Origin of the sequence: Mesorhizobium sp. LjRoot246 (genome assembly GCF_964254115.1) — a bacterium.
Lineage (GTDB): Bacteria > Pseudomonadota > Alphaproteobacteria > Rhizobiales > Rhizobiaceae > Mesorhizobium.
The window spans coordinates 1359444-1382801 of the sequence record NZ_CAXUSN020000001.1; the positions used below are offsets into that span (position 1 = coordinate 1359444).

Here is a 23358-nt window from a genome sequence, read left to right on the forward strand (position 1 = left end):
GCATGAGCGGCAGAGACCTTAGCCAGGATCAGCGCGATCAGTTAGCCAAGCTGGCTGAATTGTCTGACAGCGAGATCGACATCTTGGACATCCCGGAAGCTCCGGCCGAGAACTGGATTCAAGCTCGTCGTGAGCAGGAAAAGCGGCGATCCCAAGCCCGCCGGTTCAGTTAGCCGGCACACCCTTCGGGTGCCGATCGCCGATCAGGCCGAGCGTCAGGCCTTGTTCCAGCCAGGCCTTGGCCCCGGCCAGCACGAGCGTGAAGCCGCCGGTTGAACCGACGGCTTCTTTCACCTGCTCGTCGCCATTGCCGGCAAAGCCGAAATTGCGAACCTCGAGAAAGGTCGTCTCGTCGGGCCTTTCGGTGAAAGTCCAGACCACCGTGGTCGGCGGATCGCTCCATCGCATGACGATCTTTTCATTCGGGACAATCTCGCTGACGTCGACCGTCGTCGAGACGTCGTACATGCGCCACTCCCAGCGAACTTCCTTGCCGCTGTCCAGGCGGCCGCTGCCGTGGGTGAACCAGAATTTCGTGGTGATGGCCGGATCGACGATGGCCTCGAACACGTCGGCGACAGGCCGCCGGACCAGCATGCCGGCCTCGGCGGTTGGTGTTTCGCGGATCTCCATGGAATGCTCCTAATGGTCAGATATTGGTCTCGTTGGCGGGTTCGCCCTTCATCTCGCTGCGATAGTAGCCGTCGCGGAGGTTGATGCCGTATTCGACATAGGCCTTCATGCAGGCCAGCATCTGGGACCAGCCCTCGCAGTTGAGGTAGGATTTCTTCAGGCCGACCGCGCCGTCCTGCCAGCCGCTTTCGGCGATGGTGACGAAGGTGCCGCCATCGTCGAGCGGTTCGAAATTCATCTCGATACGGGTCTTGTAGGCCGGCTTGCCGTCGGCGTCGATGGCATCCCAGCGCAGCACGATGCGGCTGTCCTTGACCACCTCGTCGACCTCGACCGGCACCTTGCCCCACCAGACGACGCCGGCACCTGCCGCCAGCGGGGCGCTGGCGCCGCCGATCGTGGTGAAATAGCCGCTGAGCTTCTTTGGATTGACGACCGCGTCGAAGACTTCGGCGACCGGTTTGCCGATGCGTCCGGAAACACTGAATCCGAGTGACATATCCACAACTCCTTCCCTTGATCGGCTCAACAATATGTTATAGAAATATAACATGTCAAGCCGATCGCAAGACGACAATGTTTTCAAGGCGCTGGCGCATCCGCGCCGGCGCGAAATCCTGGATCAGCTGAAGGACACGCCGAAGACCACCGGCATGCTGTGCGAGGCCTTTCCCGATATCGATCGCTGCACCGTGATGCTGCATCTCAAGGTGCTGGAGGAGGCCGACCTGATCGTTGCGCGGCGCGACGGACGCGAGCGCTGGAACCATCTCAACGCGCTGCCGATCAAGCAGATCCACGACCGCTGGATCAGCCAGTATGCCGGGCATGCGCTCAGCATCATCGACCGGCTGAAGTCCGATCTGGAGGCGTGAACGCTTGCAGCAGCCTATGTCGCGCGCCCCGTGCGCGGTGCGGCTGGACGAATTGAGCCGATTTATCTATAAGCCGGCCATTCCGACAGAGAACGCCGTGCTTCCACGAGTTGCACCTAGGACGCTCTGAAATTTTGAATTCGAGCATTGCGGAAGACGAGGTGAGATCACCTCGCTTCGGGATGCTCTAGCCGAGAAGACGACAGGGGTGCCATGGCTGGCCATTCACAGTTCAAGAACATCATGCACCGCAAGGGCCGCCAGGATGCGGTGCGGTCGAAAATGTTTTCCAAGCTGGCGCGCGAAATCACCGTCGCCGCCAAGAGCGGGACGCCCGATCCATCGATGAACCCGCGTTTGCGGCTGGCGATCCAGAACGCCAAGGCGGTGTCGATGCCGAAGGACAACATCCAGCGCGCCGTCAACAAGGCCTCGATGGGCGATGCCGAGAACTACGAAGCCGTGCGCTATGAGGGCTATGGTCCCGGCGGCGTCGCCGTCATCGTCGAAGCCCTGACCGACAACCGCAACCGTTCGGCCTCGAATGTGCGCGCCGCCTTCACCAAGGCCGGCGGGGCGATGGGCGAAACCGGCTCGGTGTCGTTCATGTGGGACCGCGCCGGCGAGATCTACTATCCGGCATCGGCCGGCAGCGCCGACAAGATCATGGATGCGGCGATCGAAGCCGGCGCCGATGATGTCGAATCGGATGACGAAGGCCACACCATTTATTGCGCCTTCGAAAATCTCGGCGAAGTGTCGAAGGCGCTGGAAGGCGCGCTCGGCGAGGCTGAATCGGTGAAGCCGATCTGGCGGCCGCAGAACAATGTTCCGGTCGACGAGGAGCGGGCGCAGTCGCTGATGAAGCTGGTCGCCACGCTCGAGGATGACGATGACGTGCAGAGCGTCTACGCCAACTTCGAAGTCGACGACGAGACGATGGCCAAGCTCAGCGCGGCATGAGCGAAGCTCAGCCTGACATGAGCGGAGCTCAGACCCTGCCGGTTATCCGTATCACCTATTGCACGCAGTGCCAGTGGCTGCTGCGTGCCGGCTGGATGGCGCAGGAGCTGCTCTCCACCTTCGGCACCGATCTCGGCGAAGTAACGCTGGTGCCCGGCACCGGCGGCATCTTCACCATCAGCTGCAATGACACGCTGGTCTGGGACCGCAAGCGCGATGGCGGTTTTCCGGAAGCCGCCAAACTCAAGCAGCTGGTGCGCGACGTCATCGACCCGGATCGCGATCTTGGCCATGCCGACCGCAAGGGTCACACGTCAAAAGACCAGACGTAGGACCCCGCCTGAGCGGGGTCTTTTGCGTTTCGTAACGCCACTTACAGCAATGCGAAGATAAAGCAGGCCATCGCCACGACTGCGGTGATGGTACGAACGTGGTTCCACATCACCCATTGGCTCAGATGGTTCGCCCACACGGCGGCGCCGTTGCTGCTGGCTGGGTCGACCGCGGCGAGCGCATCGTTGAGCGGCACGTTGAAGACCATGGTCACGATCGGGTTGCCGACCAGATAGATCACCGCTCCGGCAAGCAGCCAGTACGAGCCGGACTGGCTCCAGCCCACGATGGCGGCGGCGATAAGCACCAGACAGAGCAGGCCAGTGCCGAAAAGCGCCGTCATGAAGGTCGGCGTGATCACCGTGACGTTGATCGAATTCATCGCGGCGATGCCGCTTGGGACCGGCAGCCGGGCAAGCGCCGCCATGATGAAGTTGGAAAAGGCGAAGAACACGCCGCCGACAAGGCCCGATCCGATAGCGGCAATGATGGTGAGGGTGGGAAGAAGCTTGATCATCTCAGTTGCTCCAGATTCGGCTAGCGGCGGTTTCGGTTGCGTAAGTGGAGAAGTCTTTCGGCGCGCGGCCTAGCACGCGCTGGACGCCGTCGGTGAGCGACTCGTTGCGGCCATCGAGCACTTGGGTAAACAGCTCATTGAGGAGCCAGCCGAATTCGGGTGGCAGGTCATGCGACGCGACAGCGGCAGTGAATTCGTCATGCGAGATCCTGACAAAGCGGATGTCGCGTCCGGCCGCCTTGCCGATCTCGGCAACCGCGTCGGCGAAGCTCAGCAGCCGCGGTCCGGTCAATTCATAAAGCTGGCCGATATGACCGGGCTGGGTCAGCGCCGCTTCGGCGACGTCAGCGATGTCGTCGGCATCGAGAAAGGGTTCGCCGACAGGTCCGACCGGCAGTGCTACCTCGCCCGCCAGCAACGGCTCGACGAGAAAGCCCTCGCTGAAATTCTGCGAGAACCATGCGCAGCGCAGGATCGTCCATTCGGCGCCCGAGGCTTTCAGCATCTCTTCGGCGCGCTGGGCTTCGGTCTCACCGCGGCCAGACAGCAGCACCAGCCGGGCGACACCGTTGGCCACGGCGAACCTGGCGAAGGCATCGACGACTTCGGCGGCGCCCGGCACGGCAATGTCGGGGTAGTAGCTGATGTAGACAGCACTCACGCCTTGGACGGCCGGACCCCACGTAGCCGGGACTTCCCAGTCGAAGCGTGGGCTGCCGGAGCGCGAGCCGATCCGCACGGGCAGGCCGCGAGCGGTCAGACGCTCAGCGAGGCGGCGGCCGGTCTTGCCGGTGCCGCCGAGGATCAAGATGGGTTTCGGTGTCGTAGCATTCATAGCGGTTTCCTCTGTTTTGAAATATGAGTAATCCTCACATTTGCAAAACGTGATAAACCCTCGTATTTTGCGAGTCAAGCAGTTTTGTTGGCATTGGAGTTAGCTATGGAAGACACGGCAGCCCCCGTTTCCGCACAGGAGCAGGTTGCTTCACCGCGCCGGGCGCCGAGCCAGCAGCGCAGCCGCGAGCGGGTCGAGCGCATGTTGGCCGCTGCCTCGGCGCTGATTGCCGAGCAAGGCAGCGATGCCATGCGCATGGGGGAGGTGGCGGAACGGGCAGGGGTGTCGATCGGGTCGCTCTACCAGTTCTTTCCGGACAAGCGGGCGATCATCTGGGCGCTGGCCGAGCGCTACACCGCCGAAAGCCAAGCCTGCATCTCAGCCGCACTGGCTGATGTCAGCGACGCCGAAGGCCTGCGATCCGCGTTTTCGGAGCTGGTCGATATCTACTACGGGCTGTTCCTGGCCGAGCCGGTAATGCGCGATATCTGGTCGGGAACGCAGGCCGACAAGGCACTGCGCCAGCTTGAACTCGCCGACAGCCGGGCCAATGCCGAATTCCTCACCGCGGTGCTGAGGCGGTTGCGGCCGGCAGCCGATCCGGCGGCGCTGGAAACCACGGCATTTCTCGTCTGGCAGATGGGCGAGGCCGCCGTGCGGCTGGCAATCTCGGTGCAGCGCCAGGAAGGCGACAGATTGGTCGCCGCGTATAAGCGCATGGCGCTGCGAGAATTGCTGGCCGAGTAGGACCGCGCTGGCGGCGCAACAAAAAACCCGCCACGGAGGCGGGTTTTGATCTGCAAAAAGCTCGTTGAGCTTAGATGCCGAAACCTTCGAAACGCTTCTTGAACTTCGACAGGCGACCGCCGCGGTCGAGCAGGGTCTGCTGGCCGCCGGTCCAGGCCGGGTGGGTGGTCGGGTCGATATCGAGGTTCATCGTATCGCCTTCCTTGCCCCAGGTCGAACGGGTCGTGTATTCGGTGCCATCGGTCATGACGACCTTGATGGTGTGGTAATCGGGATGGATGTCGGTCTTCATGGTTCGGTTCCTGGCTTGCCGGCGCTGCCGACGGGCAAAAGCCTGCGTCGATGCGCCCCTTTTTAAAACTCGAAGCCGCAGCTATTGAGGAGCCACGGCTTCTAAAACGGTCGGCGAGCCTATACATCAGCCGGAATTGAATCACAAGGCCGTGGCAAGCGCATATTGAGGCGCAGACCCCAAGGGCGGCTGGAGGAAACATCGGGATGGCGCAAATCACCAGCGCAGACGAGCGCCGGCGCTCGCTCAAGCCGCTCAGGCGCCTGTTCCCGTACATCACGCGGTATCGCACGCTGGTTGTCGGCGCCATCATCTCGCTGGCCATCGCAGCGGCAACCACGCTGGCGCTGCCGCTGGCGGTGCGGCGCATGATCGATCATGGGTTCTCGTCGTCCAGCACCACCTTCATCGCGGAATATTTCGCCGCGCTGGTGGCGATGGCCGCCGTGCTGGCGGCGGCATCGGCCAGCCGCTACTATTTCGTCATCACGCTGGGCGAGCGCGTCGTCGCCGATATCCGGCGCGATGTCTTTGCCCATGTGACGACGCTGTCGCCTGCCTTCTTCGACACCGCGCAATCGGGAGAGATCGTGTCGCGGCTCGCCGCCGACACGACGCAGGTCAAATCTGCGGTCGGGGCGACGGCTTCGGTGGCGCTGCGTAACGTCATCCTCGGCCTCGGCGCGGTGGGGATGATGGTCGTTACCAGCCCGAAACTGTCCGGCCTGGTCATTGCCGCTATTCCCGTCATCGTGCTGCCGCTGGTCGCCTTCGGCCGTTCGGTGCGCCGCAAGTCGCGGCAGGCGCAGGATACGCTTGCCGATGCCACGGCCTATGCCAGTGAACAGATCGGCGCGGTGCGCACGCTGCAGGCCTTCACCAATGAGAAGCTGGTCACCGGGCATTTCTCCGCTGCGGTGGAAGCCGCCTTCGAGGCGGCGCGCGCGTCGATCTTCGCGCGCTCCTTCCTTACCTTCTTCGCTATTTTTACCATCTTCTCGTCGGTCGTGGCGGTACTGTGGTTCGGTTCGCGCGACGTGCTCGAAGGCTCGATATCGCCGGGTACGCTCGGTCAGTTCCTGCTCTATTCGGTGTTCGCCGCCGGCGCGCTCGGCGCGCTGTCGGAAGTCTGGGGCGAGCTTGCGCAAGCGGCGGGTGCCGCCGAACGGCTGACCGAGATCCTGGCCGAGAAGCCGGCGATCCAGGCTCCAGCCGATCCGAAGCCGCTGCCTGCGGTTGCCAAGGGCGCGATCGTCTTCGACAATGTCTCGTTCTCCTACCCGGCAAGGCCCGACCGTGCCGCCGTGCACGGCTTGAGCTTCCAGGTCATGCCGGGCGAGACACTGGCGATCGTCGGGCCGTCAGGGGCCGGCAAGAGCACGGTGTTTTCGCTGATCCTGCGCTTCTACGATCCCGAAACAGGCAAGATCCTGATCGACGGCGTCGACGTGCGCGCGGCCGATCCCGTTTCGGTCCGCGAGCGCATCGCCATCGTACCGCAGGACGTCACCATCTTCGCGGCCACCGCGCGTGACAATATCGGCTTTGGCCGGCCGGGAGCCGGCAAGGCCGAGATCGAGACGGCGGCGAAGGATGCACTTGCCGATGAATTCATCCTCAAGTTGGAAAAGGGCTATGACAGCCAGGTCGGCGAGCGCGGCGTGACGCTGTCAGGCGGCCAGCGCCAGCGGATGGCGATCGCCCGCGCCATCCTGCGCGACGCACCGATCCTGCTGCTCGACGAGGCGACCTCGGCGCTCGACGCCGAAAGCGAGACGCTGGTGCAGACAGCGTTGGAACGCCTGATGCAGGGCCGCACCACCATCGTCATCGCCCACCGCCTGGCAACGGTGCTGAAGGCCGACAGGATTTTGGTCATGGATGGCGGCTCGATCGTCGAGGAAGGCACGCATCAAAGCCTGGTCGCCAAGGGCGGCATCTATGCGCGGCTGGCCAAGCTGCAGTTCGAAACCGGCGCCAGTGCTTTCAGGGGCGCGGCGGAATAGTCAGAAAACATCTGCTGCTGTGCCGGCCGCCGCTATGAGGCTCCATAGCGCTGCTTCAGATGGTTCACGAAATGCGCGGCGTTGAGCTTTTCGCCGGTGGCGCGTTCGAGCAGGTCCGGCGTCGACCAGCGTGATCCCTGCGACCAGATTTTTTCGCGGCGCCAGTCGTTGATCGCCTCGAAATTGCCTTTGGCAAGATCCTCGTCGGCGGCAGGACGTTCCCGTGTCAGCGCCGCCCATTGCTGCGCCGCCATCATCGCGCCCAGCGTGTAGGACGGGAAATAGCCGAAGGCCGCACCCGGCCAATGCACGTCCTGCATCGGCCCGTCGGCCGGGTTGTCGATGGTGGAAAGGCCGAGATAATCGCGCATCTTGGCGTCCCAGGCTTCGGGCAGGTCGGCGACCTCCAGCCGGCCCGCGACGAGTTCCTGCTCCAGTTCGTAGCGCAGGATGACATGCAGGGGATAGGTCACCTCGTCGGCATCGACGCGGATCAGGCCGCGTTCGACGCGATGCACATGTGGCAGGATGTCGTCGAGCGGCCAGGCTTCGCCGAGATGCTTTTCGACCACCGGCAGCGCCCAGCGCCAGAAGGCGGGGTTGCGGCCGAGCTGCTTTTCGACGAACAGGCTCTGGCTTTCATGCACGGCCATGCCGCGCGCCTTGCCGAGCGGCCAGTGCGACCACGCCTTGGGCAGGTTCTGTTCGTAGAGCGCATGGCCGGTCTCGTGCAGCACGCCCATCAGCGCCGACAGGAAGTCGGAGGTCTTGTAGCGGGTGGTGATGCGCACGTCGCTCGGCACGCCGCCGCAGAAAGGATGGTGCGACACCGACAGCGATCCGTGCGTCAGGTCGAAGCCGACCGCCGCCATCATGGCAAGGCCAAGCTCGCGCTGCCGGTCGATCGCGTAGGTGCCGGAAAGCGGCTTCAACGGGCGCTTGCGCAGCCGCGCGTCCTGGATCGCCAGCGCCTCCGGCACGAAGCTTTTCAGGAAAGCCTTCAGGTCGGTGAACACAGGCGTGATGTCGGCGGTGCGGTTGCCGGGGTCGTACTGCTCCATCAGCGCGTCATAGGGGGCAAGGCCGAGCACGTCGGCACGCAGCGCCGCCTCTTCGCGCACCAGCGCTACCACGCCCTCCAGCGCCGGCTGGAAGCCAGCCCAGTCGTTCTTGGCGCGCAGGTCGCGCCACAGCTGCTCGCAACGCATGCGCGCGGTCGTCTGGCGTTCGACGAATTCGACCGGCAGGCAGGTCAGGTTGGTGTATTGGCGCCGCAGTTCCGAGACGGCTGCGCGCTGCTCTTCACCCAACGCTTCCTGTTCGGCCGCGGCGATCCAGTCGGCTATCTCCGGCGCCGTTGCCCTGGTGTGATACATGCCGGCCAGCGCCGACATCGCCTCGGCACGCTTCTCGCCACCGCCGACGGCCATGTGGGTGGCCTCGTCGGCGCCAAGGATGGCCAGCGCGTGCTCGAGCGCTTCGAGCTTGTGGCCGAGTTCATCGAGTTTCAGAAAGGACATGGCGGCTTCCGTGATTGGGGACGGCGCGAAAAGACACCAACGCAAAAGCGTTGGCAACCCTCAGATGCCGTCCGGCAGATGCACCTTGCGCAGGTAAGGTCACGCGTGAAATGCTGCCGGCGACACATCGAGGGGGGAAAAAATGATCGGCAACTTCCTGGTCGGGCTGGTGGCCTTGATCCATGCCTACATCGTCTATCTGGAGATGGTGCTGTGGGATACGCCGCGCGGACGCAAAGCTTTCAATCTGACGCCCGAATTCGCCAACGCCTCGAAAGTGCTCGCCGCCAATCAGGGGCTCTACAACGGCTTCCTCGCCGCCGGCTTGATCTGGGGGCTTTACCTCGGTGCGGACGGTTTCCAGGTCAAGGTGTTTTTCCTGCTGTGCGTGGCTGTTGCCGGCCTCTATGGCGCGGCCACGGTTGGCCGCAAGATCCTGTTCATCCAGACCGTGCCGGCGGTGGTTGCCCTGATCGCGGTGTGGCTCGGCTGGTAGCAGGAAACAGGACGCCTGCGGGATTGCCTTCCGAAGGCGTCGGGTGGTCCCTTCCTCTTGGACTGCTCCAGCCGCTATGGCTCAGCCGTTCGGGTAGCTTCCGCCGTCGGCGCCATCGCCCATCAGGAAACCGCTGCCGATATCGACCCTCAAACGCTGGTCGACATTGTCGAGACGGCGCAGCAGGTGATGGTATTGCGCGGCCGGTATCCTGCCATGATCGGATGCGGCGACTTTCTCGACCGCCTGGCCGATGCGGGTCGTGCGCATTTCCAGGCGTTCCGCCACGGCCGGGGTGATGTTGTTGGCCTGTCTTGCGTCCACGATGCCCTGCCGCACGCCCCGCACCTGTTCGATAAGCGCCTCGACACGTGGGCCGGTCATATCCGTCGGATCGGTCGCGTCGAGAGCGCCCTTATTGTGATGGCCCGCGGCATAGGCGCCGGCGAGCGGAACGGCGATGAGGAGCGCCGTGAGTGTTGCAGTTCTGAGCGAGGTCTTGAAAGAGCGCATCACGCGTCTCCTCTTGTAGAGGAAGGCGGCGGTTGTTTCACTCTGCCTTCCAGCCTGGGCCGTCCGGTTCCGTCGCGTCGCGATGAGGGGGGTCATCGCCGGCGGTTCTCGACCCAGGCGGAAGCTAGGATCGCCCTGCGACAATGTGTAATTAAAAAAAGATAATCTTTTCAGGCCTTGCCGGCCACGAACCGGCGCCCTAGCTGGCACTGCCTTCATCCGACACAATCCCGCTGGCCGATCAGCGTTCGGCCTGCTTCAGTTCGGTGTCGACGGAATCGAGCGGTTTTTGCTGGGCGCATGATCCCGCACCGAGGTCCGCATCAGCGGGATCGCTCCTGCTGCGCGGGCATTCGGTGCGGAACGGATCATGTGCAGATCAAAGAGACCATGCGCAAGATCAAGTGCGGCGCTGTAATGAATGATTTCAGCCGTTTGGATGGCTTGGGCCATAGCCGTTTGGATAATATCCGCCATCAGCGCCGTTGCCGATCAGGAAAGCGCCGCCGGTGGCCGCCCGCAGCTTCTGGCTCACATCGTCGAGTTGCGCCAGCAACTGCTGGTACTGCGTGGCCGGCATCGTTCCGTCTTGCGCGGCCTTCTGAGCGTCCCGATTGAGTTGGGCGACCTGCCTGCGCAAGTCACGCGCCTCGTCCGGCTTGATCTTGTTCGCCTGCATCGCGGCGCGGATGCCCGTATCGACGCCCTGTATCTGGTCGAACAACACAGTCTCACGCGAGCCGTAGAATGAGGTCGATGCGGCGTAGGCGCCAGCAAACGGAACGGTAACGAGGAGTGCGGCGAGTGCCGCTGTCCTGAGGGGCTTGGTGCTGAAAGAGCGCATGGCTGCGTCTCCTATCAATGGGGAAGGTGGCGATTGGGACTCCCACCTTCTGGCTGTGGGCCGTCCGGTTCCGTCGCGTCGCGATGGACCGTTCCATCGCCGGCGGTCCTCGGCCCAGTAGCAAATTTAAGAACGCATCGCGGCAAAGAGTAATCAACAAAAGGTAATCTTTTTGAGCCTTGCCGGCCCGAATTGCCGCCCTAAAACTGACCGTTCGCCTTGAGCCAGCCCGACTTGGATCGGTGCCCGGTCTCGATCAGCGCCGGGTCCGGATCAGCGCTCGGTCAGCTTCAGCTCGATGCGGCGGTTCTTGTTACGCGCCTCTTCGGTGTCGGCGGGATCGAGCGGCTGGAACTCGCCGAAACCGGCGGCGACCAGCCGATTGGCCGGGACGCCATTCTCGATCAGGTACTTCACCACCGAGGTCGAACGCGCCGTCGACAGCTCCCAATTGTCACGGTAGCGGCCGGTGCCGGAGAGCGGCTTGTTGTCGGTGTGGCCATCGACGCGCAGCACCCAGTTGATCTCGGGCGGGATTTCCTTCTGCAGCTCGATAATGGCGTCGGCGAGCTTCTTCATCTCGACCTTGCCGGCATCGTTGATCACTTCGGAGCCGGTCGGAAACAGCACTTCCGACTGGAAGACGAAGCGGTCGCCGACGATGCGGATGTTCTCGCGGTCGGCGAGGATTTCGCGCAAGCGGCCGAAGAAGTCGGAGCGGTAGCGGTTCAATTCCTGCACGCGCTGCGCCAGTGCGACGTTGAGGCGACGGCCGAGATCGGCGATCTTGGTGTTGGAATCGCGGTCGCGGGTTTCGGAGACGTTGAGCGCATCCTCGAGCGCGCCAATCTGCTTGCGCAGTGCCGCGATCTGCTGGTTGAGGATCTCGACCTGGCTCAGCGCCTGCTGGCTGATCTGGCGCTGGCTGTCGAGTTCGCCGCCCAGCGCCGCGGCGCGCTGGTTGGCGACGTCGCCGGCGCCGGCACCTTGCGCCAGTAATCGTTCGAGCCGGCTCTTTTCCGCTTCCGCCGCCGACAGCGATGCCTGCAGATTGGCCAGCGAGTCATCCTTGTCCTGCGTCGTCGAGCGCTCCAGCGCCAGAAGCTGGGTCAATTCGTTGATCTGCGAATTGAGGCGCGAAAGCGCGGTATCCTTGCCAGAGATTTCCCGTCCCAGCAGGAACTGCGCCAGCACGAAGACGGTGAGCAGGAACATGATGGCCAAAAGCAGCGTCGACAGCGCGTCGACGAAGCCCGGCCAATAGTCGATGCGGCGATCGGTGCGCCGGCCCCTGGCGAGTGCCATGTTAGTGGACCCCGGGCTTCTTCAGGGCGTCGGCGATCTTTTCCAGCGTGTTGCGCATCGCCTTCTGTTCGTCGGACTGGGCCTCGACCCAGTCGCGCATGATCTGCTGTTCCGAGCGCATGTTCTTGACCAGACCGGAAATGCCGTCGGCAAGATTGGCCATGGCGGTGGCGACGCGCGGGTTGGAGCCGCCGCCATTCTCCTGCATGCTGCGCAGCCGTTCCGACAGCACCCGGATCTCGTCGGAGGATTCGGTCTTGGCCGGGTCGGCGACGACGATGTCGGACGACAGGTCGGTGACCGAGGACAGCCAGTTTTCCAGCTCGGTGTAGAAGCGCGTCTGGGCGCGGCCGGCCTGCAGGTCGAGAAAGCCGAGCACCAGCGAGCCGGACAGGCCGAACAGAGATGACGAGAAGGCCGTGCCCATGCCGGCCAACGGCGCCGAAAGCCCCTGCTTCAGCGAGTCGAGCACCGCGGCGGCGTCACCCGTGCCCGGGTCGAGCGATTCGATGGTCTCGCGGATCGAGCCGATGGTGTTCAACAGGCCCCAGAAGGTGCCGAGCAGGCCGAGGAACACCAGCAGGCCGACGAGATAGCGCGAGGTGTCGCGGCTTTCGTCGAGGCGCGTGGCGATGGAATCGAGCATGGTGCGCATCGAACTGGTCGAGAAGGCTGTCGCCGCGGAACGGCCGATCATCGCCTTCATCGGCGCCAGCAGCACCGGTTCGGTGGTCTCCGAGCCGGCACGGAAGGAGTTGACCCAGCGCACTTCGCGAAACAGCCGGCCGACCTGGGCGAAGGCCAGAAGGATGCCGACCACCAGCACGCCGACGATCAGGCCGTTGAGGCCGGGATTGCTGCCAAAGGCGGTCGAGATCTGGCGGGTCAGGATGGCGGCGATGAAAGCGACGATGACCAGGAAGATCACCATGGTCAGCAGGAAGACCTGCGGGCTCGACAGTTTGTGCGGATCGTAGATCAGGACATCAGAACGTCTGCCCATGCCGAAGGATCTGAGAAAAGCCATCCGTGCCCCGTTTCCGATGCCGCCGCCGATCACGTAGTCCGCGACTCTAAACGGAATTGTGACCAAATTGAATGGCGCTTGGCAATATAGCCAGGGCAATCGAGTGAACCCGCTTGCCCTTTCCTTTTCTTTCCCTCAAGCGCCGGGCGGGCGCATCCGCGCCCCTTGGCTTACGGCGCATAAGCGCCGACGGCCGTTCGGCCTTGCCATTTTCGCTGCGCAAAAATGGAAATACCGCCCGTTCGGCTCGACCGTGGAATTTTTTCATTCACCCGATTGCCCTGGCAATATTGCTGTACCGGCAGTCTTTGTCAGAGGCGATTGATGACCAGACAGTCGACCATTGCTGCCAGATGCAGGCCGGCGCCGGTGACGACGAAACCGTGCCACAGCGCATTGTGGAAGCGCAGCCCCTTCCAGGCGAAGAAAATGACACCGCAGGAATAGACGATGCCTCCGGCGACGATGAGCGCGATCGATGTCGGTGGCAGCGTCTGGACAAGCGGCTTGACCAGGATGATGCCGCTCCAGCCGATGGCGAGATAGAAGACGATGGCCAGCCGGTCGAAACGGCCGGGAAAGAACACCTTGATGGCAATGCCCAGCACTGCGGCGGTCCAGACCAGGACAATCATCCAGCGCGCCAGCGGCGAGCCTTCGAGCTGGGCCAGGAAAGGCGTGTAGGTCGCGGCGATCAGCAGATAGATCGCGGCGTGGTCGAAACGCCGCAAGACCCATTTCAGCGGCGACGACACCGGCCATAGATTGTAGGTCATCGACACCGACAGCACGGTGAGCAGCGAAACCACATAGAAGGCGGCGGCGATATATTCGCCCGGTCCGACACGAAAGGCCGCCAGCGCCAGCAGTGCCGACCCTGCCGCGATCGCCAGCACGATGCCGACCGCGTGGACGATACCGTCCGCGATCATCTCGGCGCGCGAATAGTGCCAGCGTCCGATGAACGGGATGTCGGGGTAGGGTTGGTTGTCTCTCACTAAGCCGGGTTCCTGCACCGCGCCCTCCAATTTGGGCGCATGCAGGGCAGTATTTCAAGCTTCCATTGCGGTTTTGCGACTGCGGCGCATCAGCGCGGCGTGGCTGTCAACGGGAGGGGAGCGGCTTTTTCACGGCCTTCAGCAAGGCGCGCTGGATGATCTCGTTGCCGGCGACCACCGAGCCGTTGTCGAGCATGTCCTGCCCGCCATCCATGTCGGAGACGAAGCCGCCCGCCTCGCGGATCAGAAGCAGGCCGGCGGCGATGTCCCAGGCCGACAGGCCGGTTTCCCAGAACCCATCCATGCGGCCGGCTGCGACATAGGCGAGATCGAGCGAAGCAGAGCCGAGGCGGCGGACGCCGGAAACCTCGGCCATGACGTTGCGCAGCTCGACGAGGAAATTGCCATGGTGACCGCGGCCGAGATGCGGCATGCCGCAGCCGATCACCGTGTCGACCAGCTTGATGCGGCCGGCGACGCGCAGCCGGCGGTCGTTCATGAAGGCGCCGCCGCCGCGTTCGCAGGTGTAGAGTTCGTCCATCGCCGGATTGTATATGACGCCGGCAACGATCTGCCCCTGGCGCTCCAAGGCGATCGAAACGGCAAAGAGCGGAATGCCGTGCAGGAAATTCGTGGTGCCGTCGAGCGGGTCGACGATCCAGCGATGCTGGCCATCGTCGCCTTCGACCACGCCGCGTTCTTCCATCAGGAAGGAATAGCCTGGCCGTGCTTTGGACAGCTCGGCAAAGACGATGTCCTCGGCCTTGCGGTCGGCCTGGCTGACATAGTCGCCGGGGCCTTTCATCGAGACCTGCAGGTTCTGCACTTCGCCGAAGTCGCGCGACAGCGAGCGGCCGGCCTTCATTGCGGCCTGGACCATGACGTTGAGGAGGGCTGAGCGTGCCATAGTGGTTCTTCCTGCTGGCGTGCGTCAGTCGGCGCGGCGCACGTAAGTGATTTCGTTGGTGTCGACGATGATGCGCTCGCCGGCGCCGATGAATGGCGGCACCAGCACGCGGATGCCGTTCTCCAGGATCGCCGGCTTGTAGGACGAGGCCGCCGTCTGGCCCTTCACCACCGGGTCCGCCTCGGTGATGGTCAGCGTCACATAGTCGGGCAGCGAAATGCCGATCGGCCGCTCTTCGTAGAGCTGGACCGTCACCATCATGCCGTCCTGCAGGAAGGCGGCGCGATCGCCGACGAAGTCCTTGTTCAATTCGAGCTGCTCGTAGCTTTGGGTGTCCATGAACACCAAGGCGTCTTCCTGCGCGTAGAGGAAGGAAAAGTCCTTCAGGTCGAGCCGGATCTGTTCGACCGTCTCGGCCGAGCGGAAACGCTCATTGAGCTTGGTGCCGTTGATGAGGTTCTTCAGTTCGACCTGATTGTAGGCGCCGCCCTTGCCGGGCTTGACGGTGTTGGTCCTGACCGCCACCCAAAGGCCGCCATCATGCTCGATGACATAGCCGGGACGGATTTCGTTGCCATTGATCTTGGCCATATTGAGATGATCCGGAATGATGCCCAACGGCCGCGCCGTTGGTAAGGGATGTTCGCTGCGAAAGCGATTTCGGGCTCCCAAGACCACAAATCACCAGAAGAGGCAAGGGAGCGGGCAGGTTGGTCAGGACTACGAACTCGGGTTAACGGGTTCCCTTCGGAGCCTTCGCGGGCGCGTTGGCTGACGGAGTATTAAACGAAAAACCCGCCTGAGCGGCGGGTCACTGGCGCAAATCAGCACCATAGGTAAAAATGTACCATAGCTGACGTCACGGAGTCAAGAAAAAATTCCTATCTTGAAAAGCGACCGGCACAAAGGCCGCCAACGCCGCCGAACTGGCTGTCGTCAGCTCTTTTGTTAACCTGAGTTCGGAGCCCTGGCAGGTTGGTGCCGAGCTGCGGGTCAACACGCGCAGATCGAGGGATGCAACGCCTTCGTGGCCTTGATCACTGGCCCTGGTTGATGACCGAACCGATGGCCTTGGCGATGGCATCGGCAACCTTTGTCAGTCGATGGATATGCGGATCGATCAATCCGTTCGCCGTCAGGGCAAGCGGTTCGCCTTCTGCAGCGCCTGCTTGGTCTGGTCGTCGTCCAGCCCCTGCAGGAAGTCGTCCATCCGCGGATCGATGAGGCCGGCGCGGCGGGCAATGATGTACCAGGCGCCGGCAAGGACGAGGTCCGGATCGGTGCCGATGCCTTGCATGTAGAGCTTTGCCAGGCGGTTCTGGGCAGCGACATTGCCACCCTCCGCCGCCTGTTTCGTCCACCCGAAGGCCGATTTCAGGTCCCGCGCGCCGCCGCGGCCTTCGATCATCCAGGCGGCGAGATCGATCTGCGCAGTGTCGTAGTTCTGTCGTGCCGCCTGTGCCAGCAGGCGCCTTGCCTGCACATCGTCACGCGGCTTGCCGCCAACGCCATTGGCGTAGATCTGCGACATCGCATATTGCGCGTCGGCAAGACCGGTCGCGGCGGCGCGCTCGTAGTAGGAGACCGCCTTGGTTATGCCGGCGTCGCCGGGGTCCTGCTGGACCAGCATCTGCGCGAAATTGAACTGCGCCAGCCGGTTGCCGGCCTCGGCGGCGGCCTGCATCAAGGCGTAGGCTCCTTTTTCGTCCTTCTTGACGTAGCGGCCGTCGAGCAGCATCAGCGCATACTGGAACTGCGATTCCGGCACACCCTGTTCGGCGGCGAGCGCATACCATTTCGCCGCTTGCGCCGAATTGAGCGGCACACCGAGCCCCCGCGACAGGATCTCGGCGACCAGCGTCTGCGCCGCCGGGTCGCCGTTTTGCGCGCGGACCAGCGCCAGATTGTAGGCCGTTTTGTAGAGACCGCGCTGGAAGGCACCATAGGCCGCATCGGCGGGTTTTGCGCCGAAACGGTCGGGATTGATGGCGTCGGCGGACGGCAGCGGCGCCGGCTCGGCCGTGGTGGCCGGCTGCGGCAGCGGCTTGTCGATCGGCCTGTCGATCGGCTTGTCGGTGTGCATGCCGATGTCCGGCTTGGGCTGCGGCAGTGGAATGGTCTCCGCGGCTGCCGCCTGGACCATCAGCACCGCAAGCAGGGCCTGGAGGGGTAGCATCGCCGAGGGCACGTCAGTCCTCGAAGCGCGGCGCGGTCTCGTCGAGCAGCGCGTTGGCGGCGGCGACCGCTGTCCTGGGGTCGACGCCATCGGCAAACACGGCGCTCGACAGCGCCACGAATTCGGCGCCGGTTGCCCCCACGGCTTCGACCGAGGCGATGTCGGATCCGGCCATGACGATGCAAGGGATCTGGATCATGTCCGCCCACCATGCGCCGAGCGACAGGTTGCGCGGGTGCGGCTCGGGCTTGTTGTCGTAACCGAAGCGGCCGAAGAAGATGTAATCGGGCCTGACCTCGCCAAGCTCGAGCGCGTCGTCGCGCGTCTTGGCGCCGCCGGTGCCGACCATCATCTTTGCCTGGAAATGCTCGATCGTCTCGGCGAGTTCGGCCTTGGAGACCTCGACATGGATGCCGTCTGCCTGGACGCGGCCGGCTATGCGGGTGTCGCCGGCGATGACGACGGCGATGCCGGCGGCCTGCGCTGCCGGCACGATCTGTTCGGCGAAAGCCTGGAAAGAGGCCTCATCCATGCCGTTCTCGGGCAGGATCAGCGAAGCGATGTCGCCGCCTTCGAATGCCGCGACAATACGGGCCGCCGGCGCGCCGGGCGGCGCGATCAGCACGATGCGACAGCGGTTGGGGGGCGTTGCGTCATTCATGGTTCTTCGGGTCCCGCGTTTCGCCTATGCCGGGCGAAGATGGTTGGATTGCGGCATAGAGCAAAGTGCCCGCTTTGAACAGGCGGGCAGCGGGATCGCGATGTTCGACCCGCCGGGCAGCCGGCGGCCGCTTCACTTGATCGGGTGCGGACTCGCGACGGGTGGTTTGCCCTTCCAAAGTGTCCAGCCGAGATTCATGCCGGCGGCGGCGATCAGGATGGCTGTGGCGCCGACGATCTGGCTCAAATGCAGCCGATGGCCGAAGGCGAGGACATCGACCAGGATCGCCACGACGGGATAGATGAAGGACAGCGAACCCTGCAGATGCGTCGGCAGCTTCTGGATGGCGCCGTACATCAGTATGTACATCAGGCCGGTGTGGACTATGCCGAGCGTCGCCAGCATGGTCCAGCTCCAGGCATCGGCCGGAAGCTCAGCAAGATCGGCGAAGGGCGCCAGCATGACGACGCCGACGCAGACCTGGATCAGCGCGATCAGATGCGGCGGCGTGCCCTTGAGTTTCTTGGTGACGATGGCGGCGACAGCCCAGAAAAAGGCTGCGCCCAGCGCCATGACGATGCCGGTAAAATAATCCGTGCCGACATCACCGGCGTCGGGGGCCGATTGCACGATTAGCACCATGCCGGCGAAGGCGATGGCCAGCCAGGTCAGCTTGGTCAGGGTCAGCCGCTCGGCGAAGAACAGCGCGCCGAAGCCGACGAGCATGAAGGGCTGCGTGTTGTAGACGGCGGTGGCGATCGAAATCGACGCGCGTGAGAAAGCGCTAAACAGCAAAAGCCAGTTGACGACGATGGCGACGCCGCCAAGCGCGGCGATGCCGATGATGCGCAGCGACAGCCTGTTGCGCAGCAAGCCCAGCGCGGCGCAGATGATGAGCAGCGTCAGCGCACCGAACGCGCAGCGCCAGAACACAACATCCATGATCGGCTGGCCGGACAGGACGACGAACCATCCGATGGTTCCCAGGATCGCCATTGCGGCGGACATTTCGACCGTGCCGCGCACCGTTTCGTTCACGACAAACCTCCATATCAGTTGAACGGCTATAATCTCATGCAGCAATGCGGCTTTCCATCTGATTGGAAAGGATGTATGGGTATATTGCCTAATTATATTAGGCGATGGTTTCAAATCTACGAGAAATGTAAAATGCTTGACGATCTCGACCGAAATCTCCTTGAAATTCTGGTCAAGGATGCGCGGACCTCGCTGAAGGAGCTGGCCGCCCAGGTCGGGCTGTCGTCGCCCAGCGTTTCGGAACGGCTGCGACGGCTCGAGGAACGCGGCGTCATCCGCGCATTCACCGTCGAGATCGATCCGCTGGCGCTCGGTTATACCTTGCAGGCCATCGTGCGCATCCGGCCGCTGCCGGGCAAGCTGCACATCGTCCAGAAGCTGATCGAGGACATTCCCGAATTCGGCGAATGCGACAAGGTGACCGGCGATGACTGCTTCGTCGCCCGGCTGTTCGTGCGTTCGATCGGCGATCTCGATGGGATTTTGGACCGCATCGCCGACAAGGCCGAGACAAGCACCGCCATCATCAAGGCGCAGCCGATCCGGCGACGGCCGCCACCGCTCGACGCAACCGCTTCGCGTGACAAGGCAAAGGTCTTGCAGGCATCCTGAGCTGGACTGGTCGAGGCCCGGTTTCCAGAGAGCCGATCGAAGCCGGGTGGAAAGCCGGCTGCCGGTTGGTTAGTGTGCCGGCCCAAACGAGACCTGGACTATGGTGCAGAACATATACGACCGCGAGGATTTCTTCGCCGGCTACAGCCAACTTGGCCGTTCGGTCGAAGGGCTGGATGGTGCCGCCGAGTGGCCGGCGCTGCGCGCGATGCTGCCCGATGTCGGCGGCTTGAGGGTCGCCGATCTCGGCTGCGGCTTCGGCTGGTTCTGCCGCTGGGCACGCGAGCATGGCGCGGCGCAGGTGCTTGGCCTGGATCTGTCGGAGAAGATGCTTGCCCGGGCAAGGGTCGCCGGCGCGGATACCGGCATCGCCTATGCGAAAGCCGATCTCGATCGGCTCAGCCTGCCGCAAGCCAGCTTCGATCTCGTCTACAGTTCGCTCGCCTTGCACTATGTCGAGGACGTGATGCAGCTGTTCGGGACGGTGTATCAGGCGCTGGTGCCCGGCGGGCATTTCGTCTTCTCGACGGAACATCCGATCTTCATGGCGCCGACCAAGCCCGGCTGGGCGATCGATACCGACGGCCGCAAGACATGGCCCGTCGACCGGTATCTGGTGGAAGGACCGCGCAGCACGGACTGGCTGGCCAAGGGCGTGGTGAAACATCACCGGACGATCGGCACCACGCTCAACGCTCTGATCCAAACCGGCTTCACCATCGATCACGTCGAGGAGTTCTGCCCGACAGCCGAGCAGATCGCAGCCAAACCCGAACTGGCTGAAGAACTCGAGCGGCCGATGTTCCTGCTGGTCTCGGCGCGCCGATAGGCACAGGCCGGCGTCGGCCAAGGGGTGGGGCGGCCATGCACATATTTGCTGTCGCTCCGCCCGGGGTTCTGGGCTATTCAAGCGTCGATACGCTTTCCCTCCAGACCCAGTCCCCTCCCATGTCCGGCCTGCTTCTCGATCCGTGGTTCTACGCGGCTGCCATTCCGGCGGTCATTCTGGTCGGCCTGTCCAAGGGCGGGTTCGGCGGCGCAGTCGGCTTCGTCGGCGTGCCGCTGATGGCGCTGACCATGCCGCCGGTGCAGGCGGCCGCCATCCTGCTGCCGATCCTGTGCCTGATGGACATCGTCTCGGTGTGGACATGGTGGGGTGTCTATGACCGGAAGATGCTGGTCGACATGATGCCGGGCGCCGTCATCGGCATCTGCCTCGGCTGGCTGACAGCGGCACTGGTCACCGAAGAGGCGGTGCGGCTGATAGTCGGCGCCGTCGCCATCATTTTCGTCCTGCGCTGGCTCTATCTGCAGTTTCGCCATGGCGCAGACCACGCGGCCGCGCCCAACCGCGTGGCCGCCGCGGTCTGGGGCACGGTTGCCGGCTTCACCAGCTTCGTCGCCCATGTCGGCGGGCCGCCCTTTCAGGTCTATGCCTTGCCGATCCGGCTCGACCCCAAGGTGCTGTCGGGCACGGCGGCGATCTTCTTCGCGGCCACCAATGCGCTGAAGCTGGTGCCCTATTTCGCGCTCGGCCAGTTCGACACCGCCAATCTGACGGCGTCGGCCGTGCTGATGCCGCTGGCGCCGCTGTCGACCATCGCCGGGGCGTGGCTGGTGCGGCGGATGCGCCCGGAAATCTTCTATCCCTTCACCTACGCAACCGTCGCGGTCGTGGCGCTGAAGCTGCTTTGGGATGGCATTGCCGGCCTGATCTAGAAAGGTGGCCCGCGCCGCCGCCTTGCCGCTGGGTCAGGCGGCGCTCGGCACGAGGCGGCGGGTGCCGCCAAACGCCAGTGTGGCGCCTGCCATGACGACCAGCACCATGCCGGCGAGGATGCCGATGTCATGTGCGGTCGGCTTGAGCACCATGTCGGCAACGATCACCAGCATCACCGCATAGTCGAAGCGTGCCGCGCTCATCATGCGCTGACCGATGGCAAGAACGGCCGGTGTGACGCCCTCCTTGGCGATCATCGCGCCCATGCGTTCGGCTGTCGGCTTGAAGATGAACATGCCGATCGAAAAAGTCGTGGCGTAACCGGCCAGGCCGATCAGGATCCACAAGTCGGAAAAGCCGACCCAGAACCAGCACATGATGAGGCCGAAGATCAGCGTCAGCATCGACATTGGTGCAAAGAACCTGCCGCCCAGCTGGCCGCTGGCGCGCATCGCCTGCAGCTTGTCCTCGATGTTGCCGGCCCGCTCGGCAAGCACGCCGAGCAGGAACAGCACAAAGCCGCCGCCGACCCACAGAATGGCAGTAGTGACGTGGAGGAATTTAACGATCGAGTACCAGTCCATGGGTTGCTCCTGCAGTGTTCCGGTCAGGTTGCGGCGGCGCGGATTTGCGCCGGCCGTCAGAGAAGCGGGCGTTTAGCGCGGCGCTTGTATCGGAACGATGTCGCGGAAAATCCGGCTCTGTTTCAGCGCCCTGCCAACGAAAGAAGCGGCTGAGATTGAGATAGTGAACGCGCTATCTGATTTCCTGCTAATATACGAATCGTCGGGAGGGGGTTGGCGCGACATCGTCCGGAAACATCGCCGATGCTAGTGCGCTAATGCCGGGAGCCCGGTGGCGACAACAGTCGTCTGACGATCAACCCATTCCCGCAAACGGGAAAAGGCAATTCGGGGGACTATTATGCAAGGGGTAGCACGGAATTTCTTCACGCTGGCGATCATCTATTCGCTGTGCGGCATGGGGCTCGGCCTGTACATGGCGATCAGCCAGGATCATGGCCAGATGCCGACCCACGCCCACACGATGGTGGCCGGATGGCTGATGTCGGCGGTCTTCGCCTTCTTCTACCATCTGTTTCCGGCAATCGGGCAAAAGACGCTCGCCAACGTTCATTTCTGGCTGACCGCGGTCAGCGGCATCGGCCTGTTGATCGGCCTGTTTTTCCTGCTCGCCGGCAATGCCGCGATCGAACCGCTGGTGGCGGCCTCCTCGATGGGCTTCTATGCGGCAATGCTGCTGTTTGCCTTCATCGCCCTGCCAGCCGTCTGGAAGACGGCCTGAGCTGAACCTGAGGCAAGTGAGGCTGTGCCAGCCGTCTGGAAGACGGCCTGAGCTGAACCTGAAGGCTGTGCTGTTACGGGACAGGATGGCGGCGTTCGATCAAAAAACATGCCAGCCCTTAAGGCTTCATTAAGCTTTACAGGCGTTTACTATGTCCATCCAGTGATCTGGATTCTTACCGAGTGGTTGGAGCCACTTTGTTTGACGCCTCCCTGTTAAACTCCTGAGAGCCGCCTTATCCGCGGCTCTTTTTTTGTCCGCATTTTCTCTTTTTGTCCGAATTCTCGGGGGGCACGGGCCAGCGGACCGCTGTTAACCTTCTGTTAAACATGTGCTTGCCTTCACCGGTGACGAAGCGCATTTTCAAGCTTCAGTCAGATAGTGTTTCGGGTGTATCGGCAGGGAGCCGAATCAGCCGGTTGCAAGTGCAGGGGCGTATCAATGAACGAGCCTTCGAAGGGCAGTGCGAAAACCGTCAAACTGGCGGAGCGCCGGGTTTTCTCGCAATCGTTCAAGCCGCTTTACCAGGAAGGTATGGGCCTGGTCGAGCAGGCGGCCGAATATCTCGACGGCAAGGGCCGGGCCGAGGCGAAGAAACTGTCCAGGCTGGCGGCCACGCTCTATGCCGCCGAATCGATGCGGCTGACCACCAGGCTGATGCAGGTTGCGTCCTGGCTGCTTTTGCAGCGCGCCGCCAATTCCGGCGAGATGACCCGCGACCAGGTCGCGTCGGAAAAGTCCAAAGTGCGCCTTGACACCGCTTCCGCCCATGACGAAGCCGCCGGTTGGGCCGAACTGCCCGAGGATTTCCTCGACCTCGTCACCCGCTCGCTGCGCCTGCAGGCGCTGGTGCGCCGCATGGACGACGAAATCTATGGCTCCGGCGCCGTGGTCGACATGCAGCCGATGGCTCGCCGCCCCAATCCGGTTTCCGACCAGATCAGCCTGCTAAACACGGCTTTCGCCCGAGGCTGAGAGACCGTTTGGAAATTCTACTCTGGCGGCCATCTGATGGCGTTTTCTGCGCTTCCTCGT

The 23358-nt window shown here is 63.3% G+C and carries 31 protein-coding genes; 13 read left to right on the forward strand and 18 right to left on the reverse strand.

The genetic code is table 11. The annotated features are described in order from the left end of the window. Positions 1-2 precede the first annotated feature (2 nt). Positions 3-173 carry a hypothetical protein gene (locus tag ACSQ3L_RS06365; protein ID WP_436159176.1) on the forward strand — a complete coding sequence of 57 codons (171 nt, stop codon included), beginning with the start codon at positions 3-5 and terminating at the stop codon, positions 171-173. On the opposite strand, the gene ACSQ3L_RS06370 is transcribed toward ACSQ3L_RS06365, so the two are convergent. Together ACSQ3L_RS06370 and ACSQ3L_RS06375 are read right to left on the reverse strand one after the other, a co-directional pair. Further along, entirely contained in the window at positions 166-633 is a 468-nt protein-coding gene (locus ACSQ3L_RS06370; RefSeq protein ID WP_436159177.1) for an SRPBCC family protein, read from the reverse strand. The genes ACSQ3L_RS06365 and ACSQ3L_RS06370 overlap by 8 nt on opposite strands. Before the next feature lie 16 nt (positions 634-649). Further along, complete coding sequence (locus ACSQ3L_RS06375) at positions 650-1132, reverse strand: SRPBCC domain-containing protein (RefSeq protein ID WP_436159178.1); 483 nt, start codon at positions 1130-1132, stop codon at positions 650-652. Positions 1133-1184: 52 nt separating this feature from the next. Between ACSQ3L_RS06375 and ACSQ3L_RS06380 the strand changes: the two genes are divergently transcribed. The 3 genes from ACSQ3L_RS06380 (at position 1185) to ACSQ3L_RS06390 (ending at position 2803) form a co-directional block, all read left to right on the forward strand. Beyond that, positions 1185-1508, forward strand: coding sequence for an ArsR/SmtB family transcription factor (locus ACSQ3L_RS06380; RefSeq protein WP_224700519.1), 324 nt, complete (start codon positions 1185-1187; stop codon positions 1506-1508). A gap of 213 nt (positions 1509-1721) precedes the next feature. Beyond that, positions 1722-2471 carry a YebC/PmpR family DNA-binding transcriptional regulator gene (locus ACSQ3L_RS06385; protein ID WP_436159179.1) on the forward strand — a complete coding sequence of 250 codons (750 nt, stop codon included), beginning with the start codon at positions 1722-1724 and terminating at the stop codon, positions 2469-2471. Positions 2472-2488: 17 nt separating this feature from the next. Further along, the gene (locus tag ACSQ3L_RS06390; RefSeq protein WP_436159180.1) at positions 2489-2803 is read left to right on the forward strand and encodes a SelT/SelW/SelH family protein; all 315 of its coding nucleotides are present in this window, start codon (positions 2489-2491) and stop codon (positions 2801-2803) included. 41 nt (positions 2804-2844) lie between these two features. On the opposite strand, the gene ACSQ3L_RS06395 is transcribed toward ACSQ3L_RS06390, so the two are convergent. Beyond that, on the reverse strand, positions 2845-3321 hold the full coding sequence (locus tag ACSQ3L_RS06395) for a DUF1772 domain-containing protein (RefSeq protein ID WP_436159181.1): 477 nt from the start codon (positions 3319-3321) through the stop codon (positions 2845-2847). 1 nt (position 3322) lies between these two features. After that, entirely contained in the window at positions 3323-4156 is an 834-nt protein-coding gene (locus tag ACSQ3L_RS06400; RefSeq protein ID WP_436159182.1) for an NAD(P)H-binding protein, read from the reverse strand. Between the two features lie 105 nt (positions 4157-4261). Here ACSQ3L_RS06400 and ACSQ3L_RS06405 point away from each other — a divergent pair, with 105 nt between their 5' ends. Then, positions 4262-4903 (forward strand): TetR family transcriptional regulator, encoded by a 642-nt coding sequence (locus ACSQ3L_RS06405; RefSeq protein WP_436159183.1) that lies wholly within the window; start codon positions 4262-4264, stop codon positions 4901-4903. A gap of 70 nt (positions 4904-4973) precedes the next feature. On the opposite strand, the gene rpmE is transcribed toward ACSQ3L_RS06405, so the two are convergent. Continuing rightward, positions 4974-5195 carry a 50S ribosomal protein L31 gene (gene rpmE / locus ACSQ3L_RS06410; protein WP_013529118.1) on the reverse strand — a complete coding sequence of 74 codons (222 nt, stop codon included), beginning with the start codon at positions 5193-5195 and terminating at the stop codon, positions 4974-4976. A gap of 206 nt (positions 5196-5401) precedes the next feature. On the opposite strand from rpmE, the gene ACSQ3L_RS06415 reads away from it, so the two are divergent. After that, positions 5402-7201, forward strand: coding sequence for an ABC transporter transmembrane domain-containing protein (locus ACSQ3L_RS06415; RefSeq protein WP_436159184.1), 1800 nt, complete (start codon positions 5402-5404; stop codon positions 7199-7201). 32 nt (positions 7202-7233) lie between these two features. On the opposite strand, the gene ACSQ3L_RS06420 is transcribed toward ACSQ3L_RS06415, so the two are convergent. After that, the gene (locus ACSQ3L_RS06420) at positions 7234-8721 is read right to left on the reverse strand and encodes a carboxypeptidase M32 (protein WP_436159185.1); all 1488 of its coding nucleotides are present in this window, start codon (positions 8719-8721) and stop codon (positions 7234-7236) included. 142 nt (positions 8722-8863) lie between these two features. Between ACSQ3L_RS06420 and ACSQ3L_RS06425 the strand changes: the two genes are divergently transcribed. After that, the gene (locus ACSQ3L_RS06425; protein WP_436159186.1) at positions 8864-9217 is read left to right on the forward strand and encodes a DUF1304 domain-containing protein; all 354 of its coding nucleotides are present in this window, start codon (positions 8864-8866) and stop codon (positions 9215-9217) included. 81 nt (positions 9218-9298) lie between these two features. Here ACSQ3L_RS06425 and ACSQ3L_RS06430 read toward each other — a convergent pair whose 3' ends face one another. The 5 genes from ACSQ3L_RS06430 to ACSQ3L_RS06450 all read right to left on the reverse strand — a co-directional run bounded on the left by ACSQ3L_RS06430 (position 9299) and on the right by ACSQ3L_RS06450 (position 12906). Next, positions 9299-9730 (reverse strand): hypothetical protein, encoded by a 432-nt coding sequence (locus ACSQ3L_RS06430; protein WP_436159187.1) that lies wholly within the window; start codon positions 9728-9730, stop codon positions 9299-9301. Between the two features lie 258 nt (positions 9731-9988). Then, the gene (locus tag ACSQ3L_RS06435; protein ID WP_436159188.1) at positions 9989-10183 is read right to left on the reverse strand and encodes a hypothetical protein; all 195 of its coding nucleotides are present in this window, start codon (positions 10181-10183) and stop codon (positions 9989-9991) included. Further along, positions 10158-10574, reverse strand: a complete 417-nt coding sequence (locus ACSQ3L_RS06440; RefSeq protein ID WP_436159189.1) for a hypothetical protein — start codon at positions 10572-10574, stop codon at positions 10158-10160. Before ACSQ3L_RS06440 ends, ACSQ3L_RS06435 begins: the two co-directional genes overlap by 26 nt. 273 nt (positions 10575-10847) lie before the next feature. Continuing rightward, on the reverse strand, positions 10848-11879 hold the full coding sequence (locus ACSQ3L_RS06445; protein WP_436159190.1) for a peptidoglycan -binding protein: 1032 nt from the start codon (positions 11877-11879) through the stop codon (positions 10848-10850). A gap of 1 nt (position 11880) precedes the next feature. Further along, positions 11881-12906 carry a MotA/TolQ/ExbB proton channel family protein gene (locus tag ACSQ3L_RS06450; protein ID WP_292183519.1) on the reverse strand — a complete coding sequence of 342 codons (1026 nt, stop codon included), beginning with the start codon at positions 12904-12906 and terminating at the stop codon, positions 11881-11883. Between the two features lie 103 nt (positions 12907-13009). Here ACSQ3L_RS06450 and ACSQ3L_RS06455 point away from each other — a divergent pair, with 103 nt between their 5' ends. Next, positions 13010-13231, forward strand: coding sequence for a hypothetical protein (locus ACSQ3L_RS06455; RefSeq protein WP_436159191.1), 222 nt, complete (start codon positions 13010-13012; stop codon positions 13229-13231). Here ACSQ3L_RS06455 and trhA read toward each other — a convergent pair. From trhA to ACSQ3L_RS06485, 6 genes are all read right to left on the reverse strand, one after another. Continuing rightward, entirely contained in the window at positions 13218-13904 is a 687-nt protein-coding gene (gene trhA / locus ACSQ3L_RS06460) for a PAQR family membrane homeostasis protein TrhA (protein ID WP_436159192.1), read from the reverse strand. The genes ACSQ3L_RS06455 and trhA overlap by 14 nt on opposite strands. A gap of 106 nt (positions 13905-14010) precedes the next feature. Then, positions 14011-14811 (reverse strand): inositol monophosphatase family protein, encoded by an 801-nt coding sequence (locus tag ACSQ3L_RS06465; RefSeq protein WP_436159193.1) that lies wholly within the window; start codon positions 14809-14811, stop codon positions 14011-14013. Positions 14812-14835: 24 nt separating this feature from the next. Then, entirely contained in the window at positions 14836-15402 is a 567-nt protein-coding gene (gene efp / locus ACSQ3L_RS06470; RefSeq protein WP_013529127.1) for an elongation factor P, read from the reverse strand. Between the two features lie 544 nt (positions 15403-15946). Beyond that, the gene (locus ACSQ3L_RS06475) at positions 15947-16987 is read right to left on the reverse strand and encodes a tetratricopeptide repeat protein (RefSeq protein WP_436159194.1); all 1041 of its coding nucleotides are present in this window, start codon (positions 16985-16987) and stop codon (positions 15947-15949) included. A 13-nt stretch (positions 16988-17000) separates the two neighbouring features. Continuing rightward, on the reverse strand, positions 17001-17648 hold the full coding sequence (locus ACSQ3L_RS06480; protein WP_436159195.1) for a thiamine phosphate synthase: 648 nt from the start codon (positions 17646-17648) through the stop codon (positions 17001-17003). 132 nt (positions 17649-17780) lie between these two features. Then, entirely contained in the window at positions 17781-18686 is a 906-nt protein-coding gene (locus ACSQ3L_RS06485; RefSeq protein WP_436159196.1) for a DMT family transporter, read from the reverse strand. A gap of 132 nt (positions 18687-18818) precedes the next feature. On the opposite strand from ACSQ3L_RS06485, the gene ACSQ3L_RS06490 reads away from it, so the two are divergent. The 3 genes from ACSQ3L_RS06490 (at position 18819) to ACSQ3L_RS06500 (ending at position 21017) form a co-directional block, all read left to right on the forward strand. Continuing rightward, positions 18819-19298: an Lrp/AsnC family transcriptional regulator gene (locus tag ACSQ3L_RS06490; RefSeq protein ID WP_436159197.1), complete on the forward strand. Its 480-nt coding sequence runs from the start codon at positions 18819-18821 to the stop codon at positions 19296-19298. 100 nt (positions 19299-19398) lie between these two features. Further along, positions 19399-20127, forward strand: coding sequence for a class I SAM-dependent methyltransferase (locus ACSQ3L_RS06495; protein WP_436159198.1), 729 nt, complete (start codon positions 19399-19401; stop codon positions 20125-20127). Between the two features lie 119 nt (positions 20128-20246). Continuing rightward, positions 20247-21017, forward strand: coding sequence for a sulfite exporter TauE/SafE family protein (locus tag ACSQ3L_RS06500; RefSeq protein ID WP_436159199.1), 771 nt, complete (start codon positions 20247-20249; stop codon positions 21015-21017). Positions 21018-21050: 33 nt separating this feature from the next. Here the strand turns inward: ACSQ3L_RS06500 and ACSQ3L_RS06505 are convergent, their stop codons facing one another. Beyond that, positions 21051-21602: a DUF2269 family protein gene (locus ACSQ3L_RS06505; protein WP_436159200.1), complete on the reverse strand. Its 552-nt coding sequence runs from the start codon at positions 21600-21602 to the stop codon at positions 21051-21053. 340 nt (positions 21603-21942) lie between these two features. Between ACSQ3L_RS06505 and ACSQ3L_RS06510 the strand changes: the two genes are divergently transcribed. Both ACSQ3L_RS06510 and rcdA read left to right on the forward strand, forming a co-directional pair. Continuing rightward, a complete protein-coding gene (locus tag ACSQ3L_RS06510) occupies positions 21943-22323 on the forward strand; it encodes a hypothetical protein (protein ID WP_436159201.1) in 381 nt (126 codons plus the stop codon). Positions 22324-22764: 441 nt separating this feature from the next. After that, entirely contained in the window at positions 22765-23298 is a 534-nt protein-coding gene (gene rcdA, locus ACSQ3L_RS06515) for a protease adaptor protein RcdA (protein ID WP_127384606.1), read from the forward strand. Positions 23299-23358 lie beyond the last annotated feature (60 nt).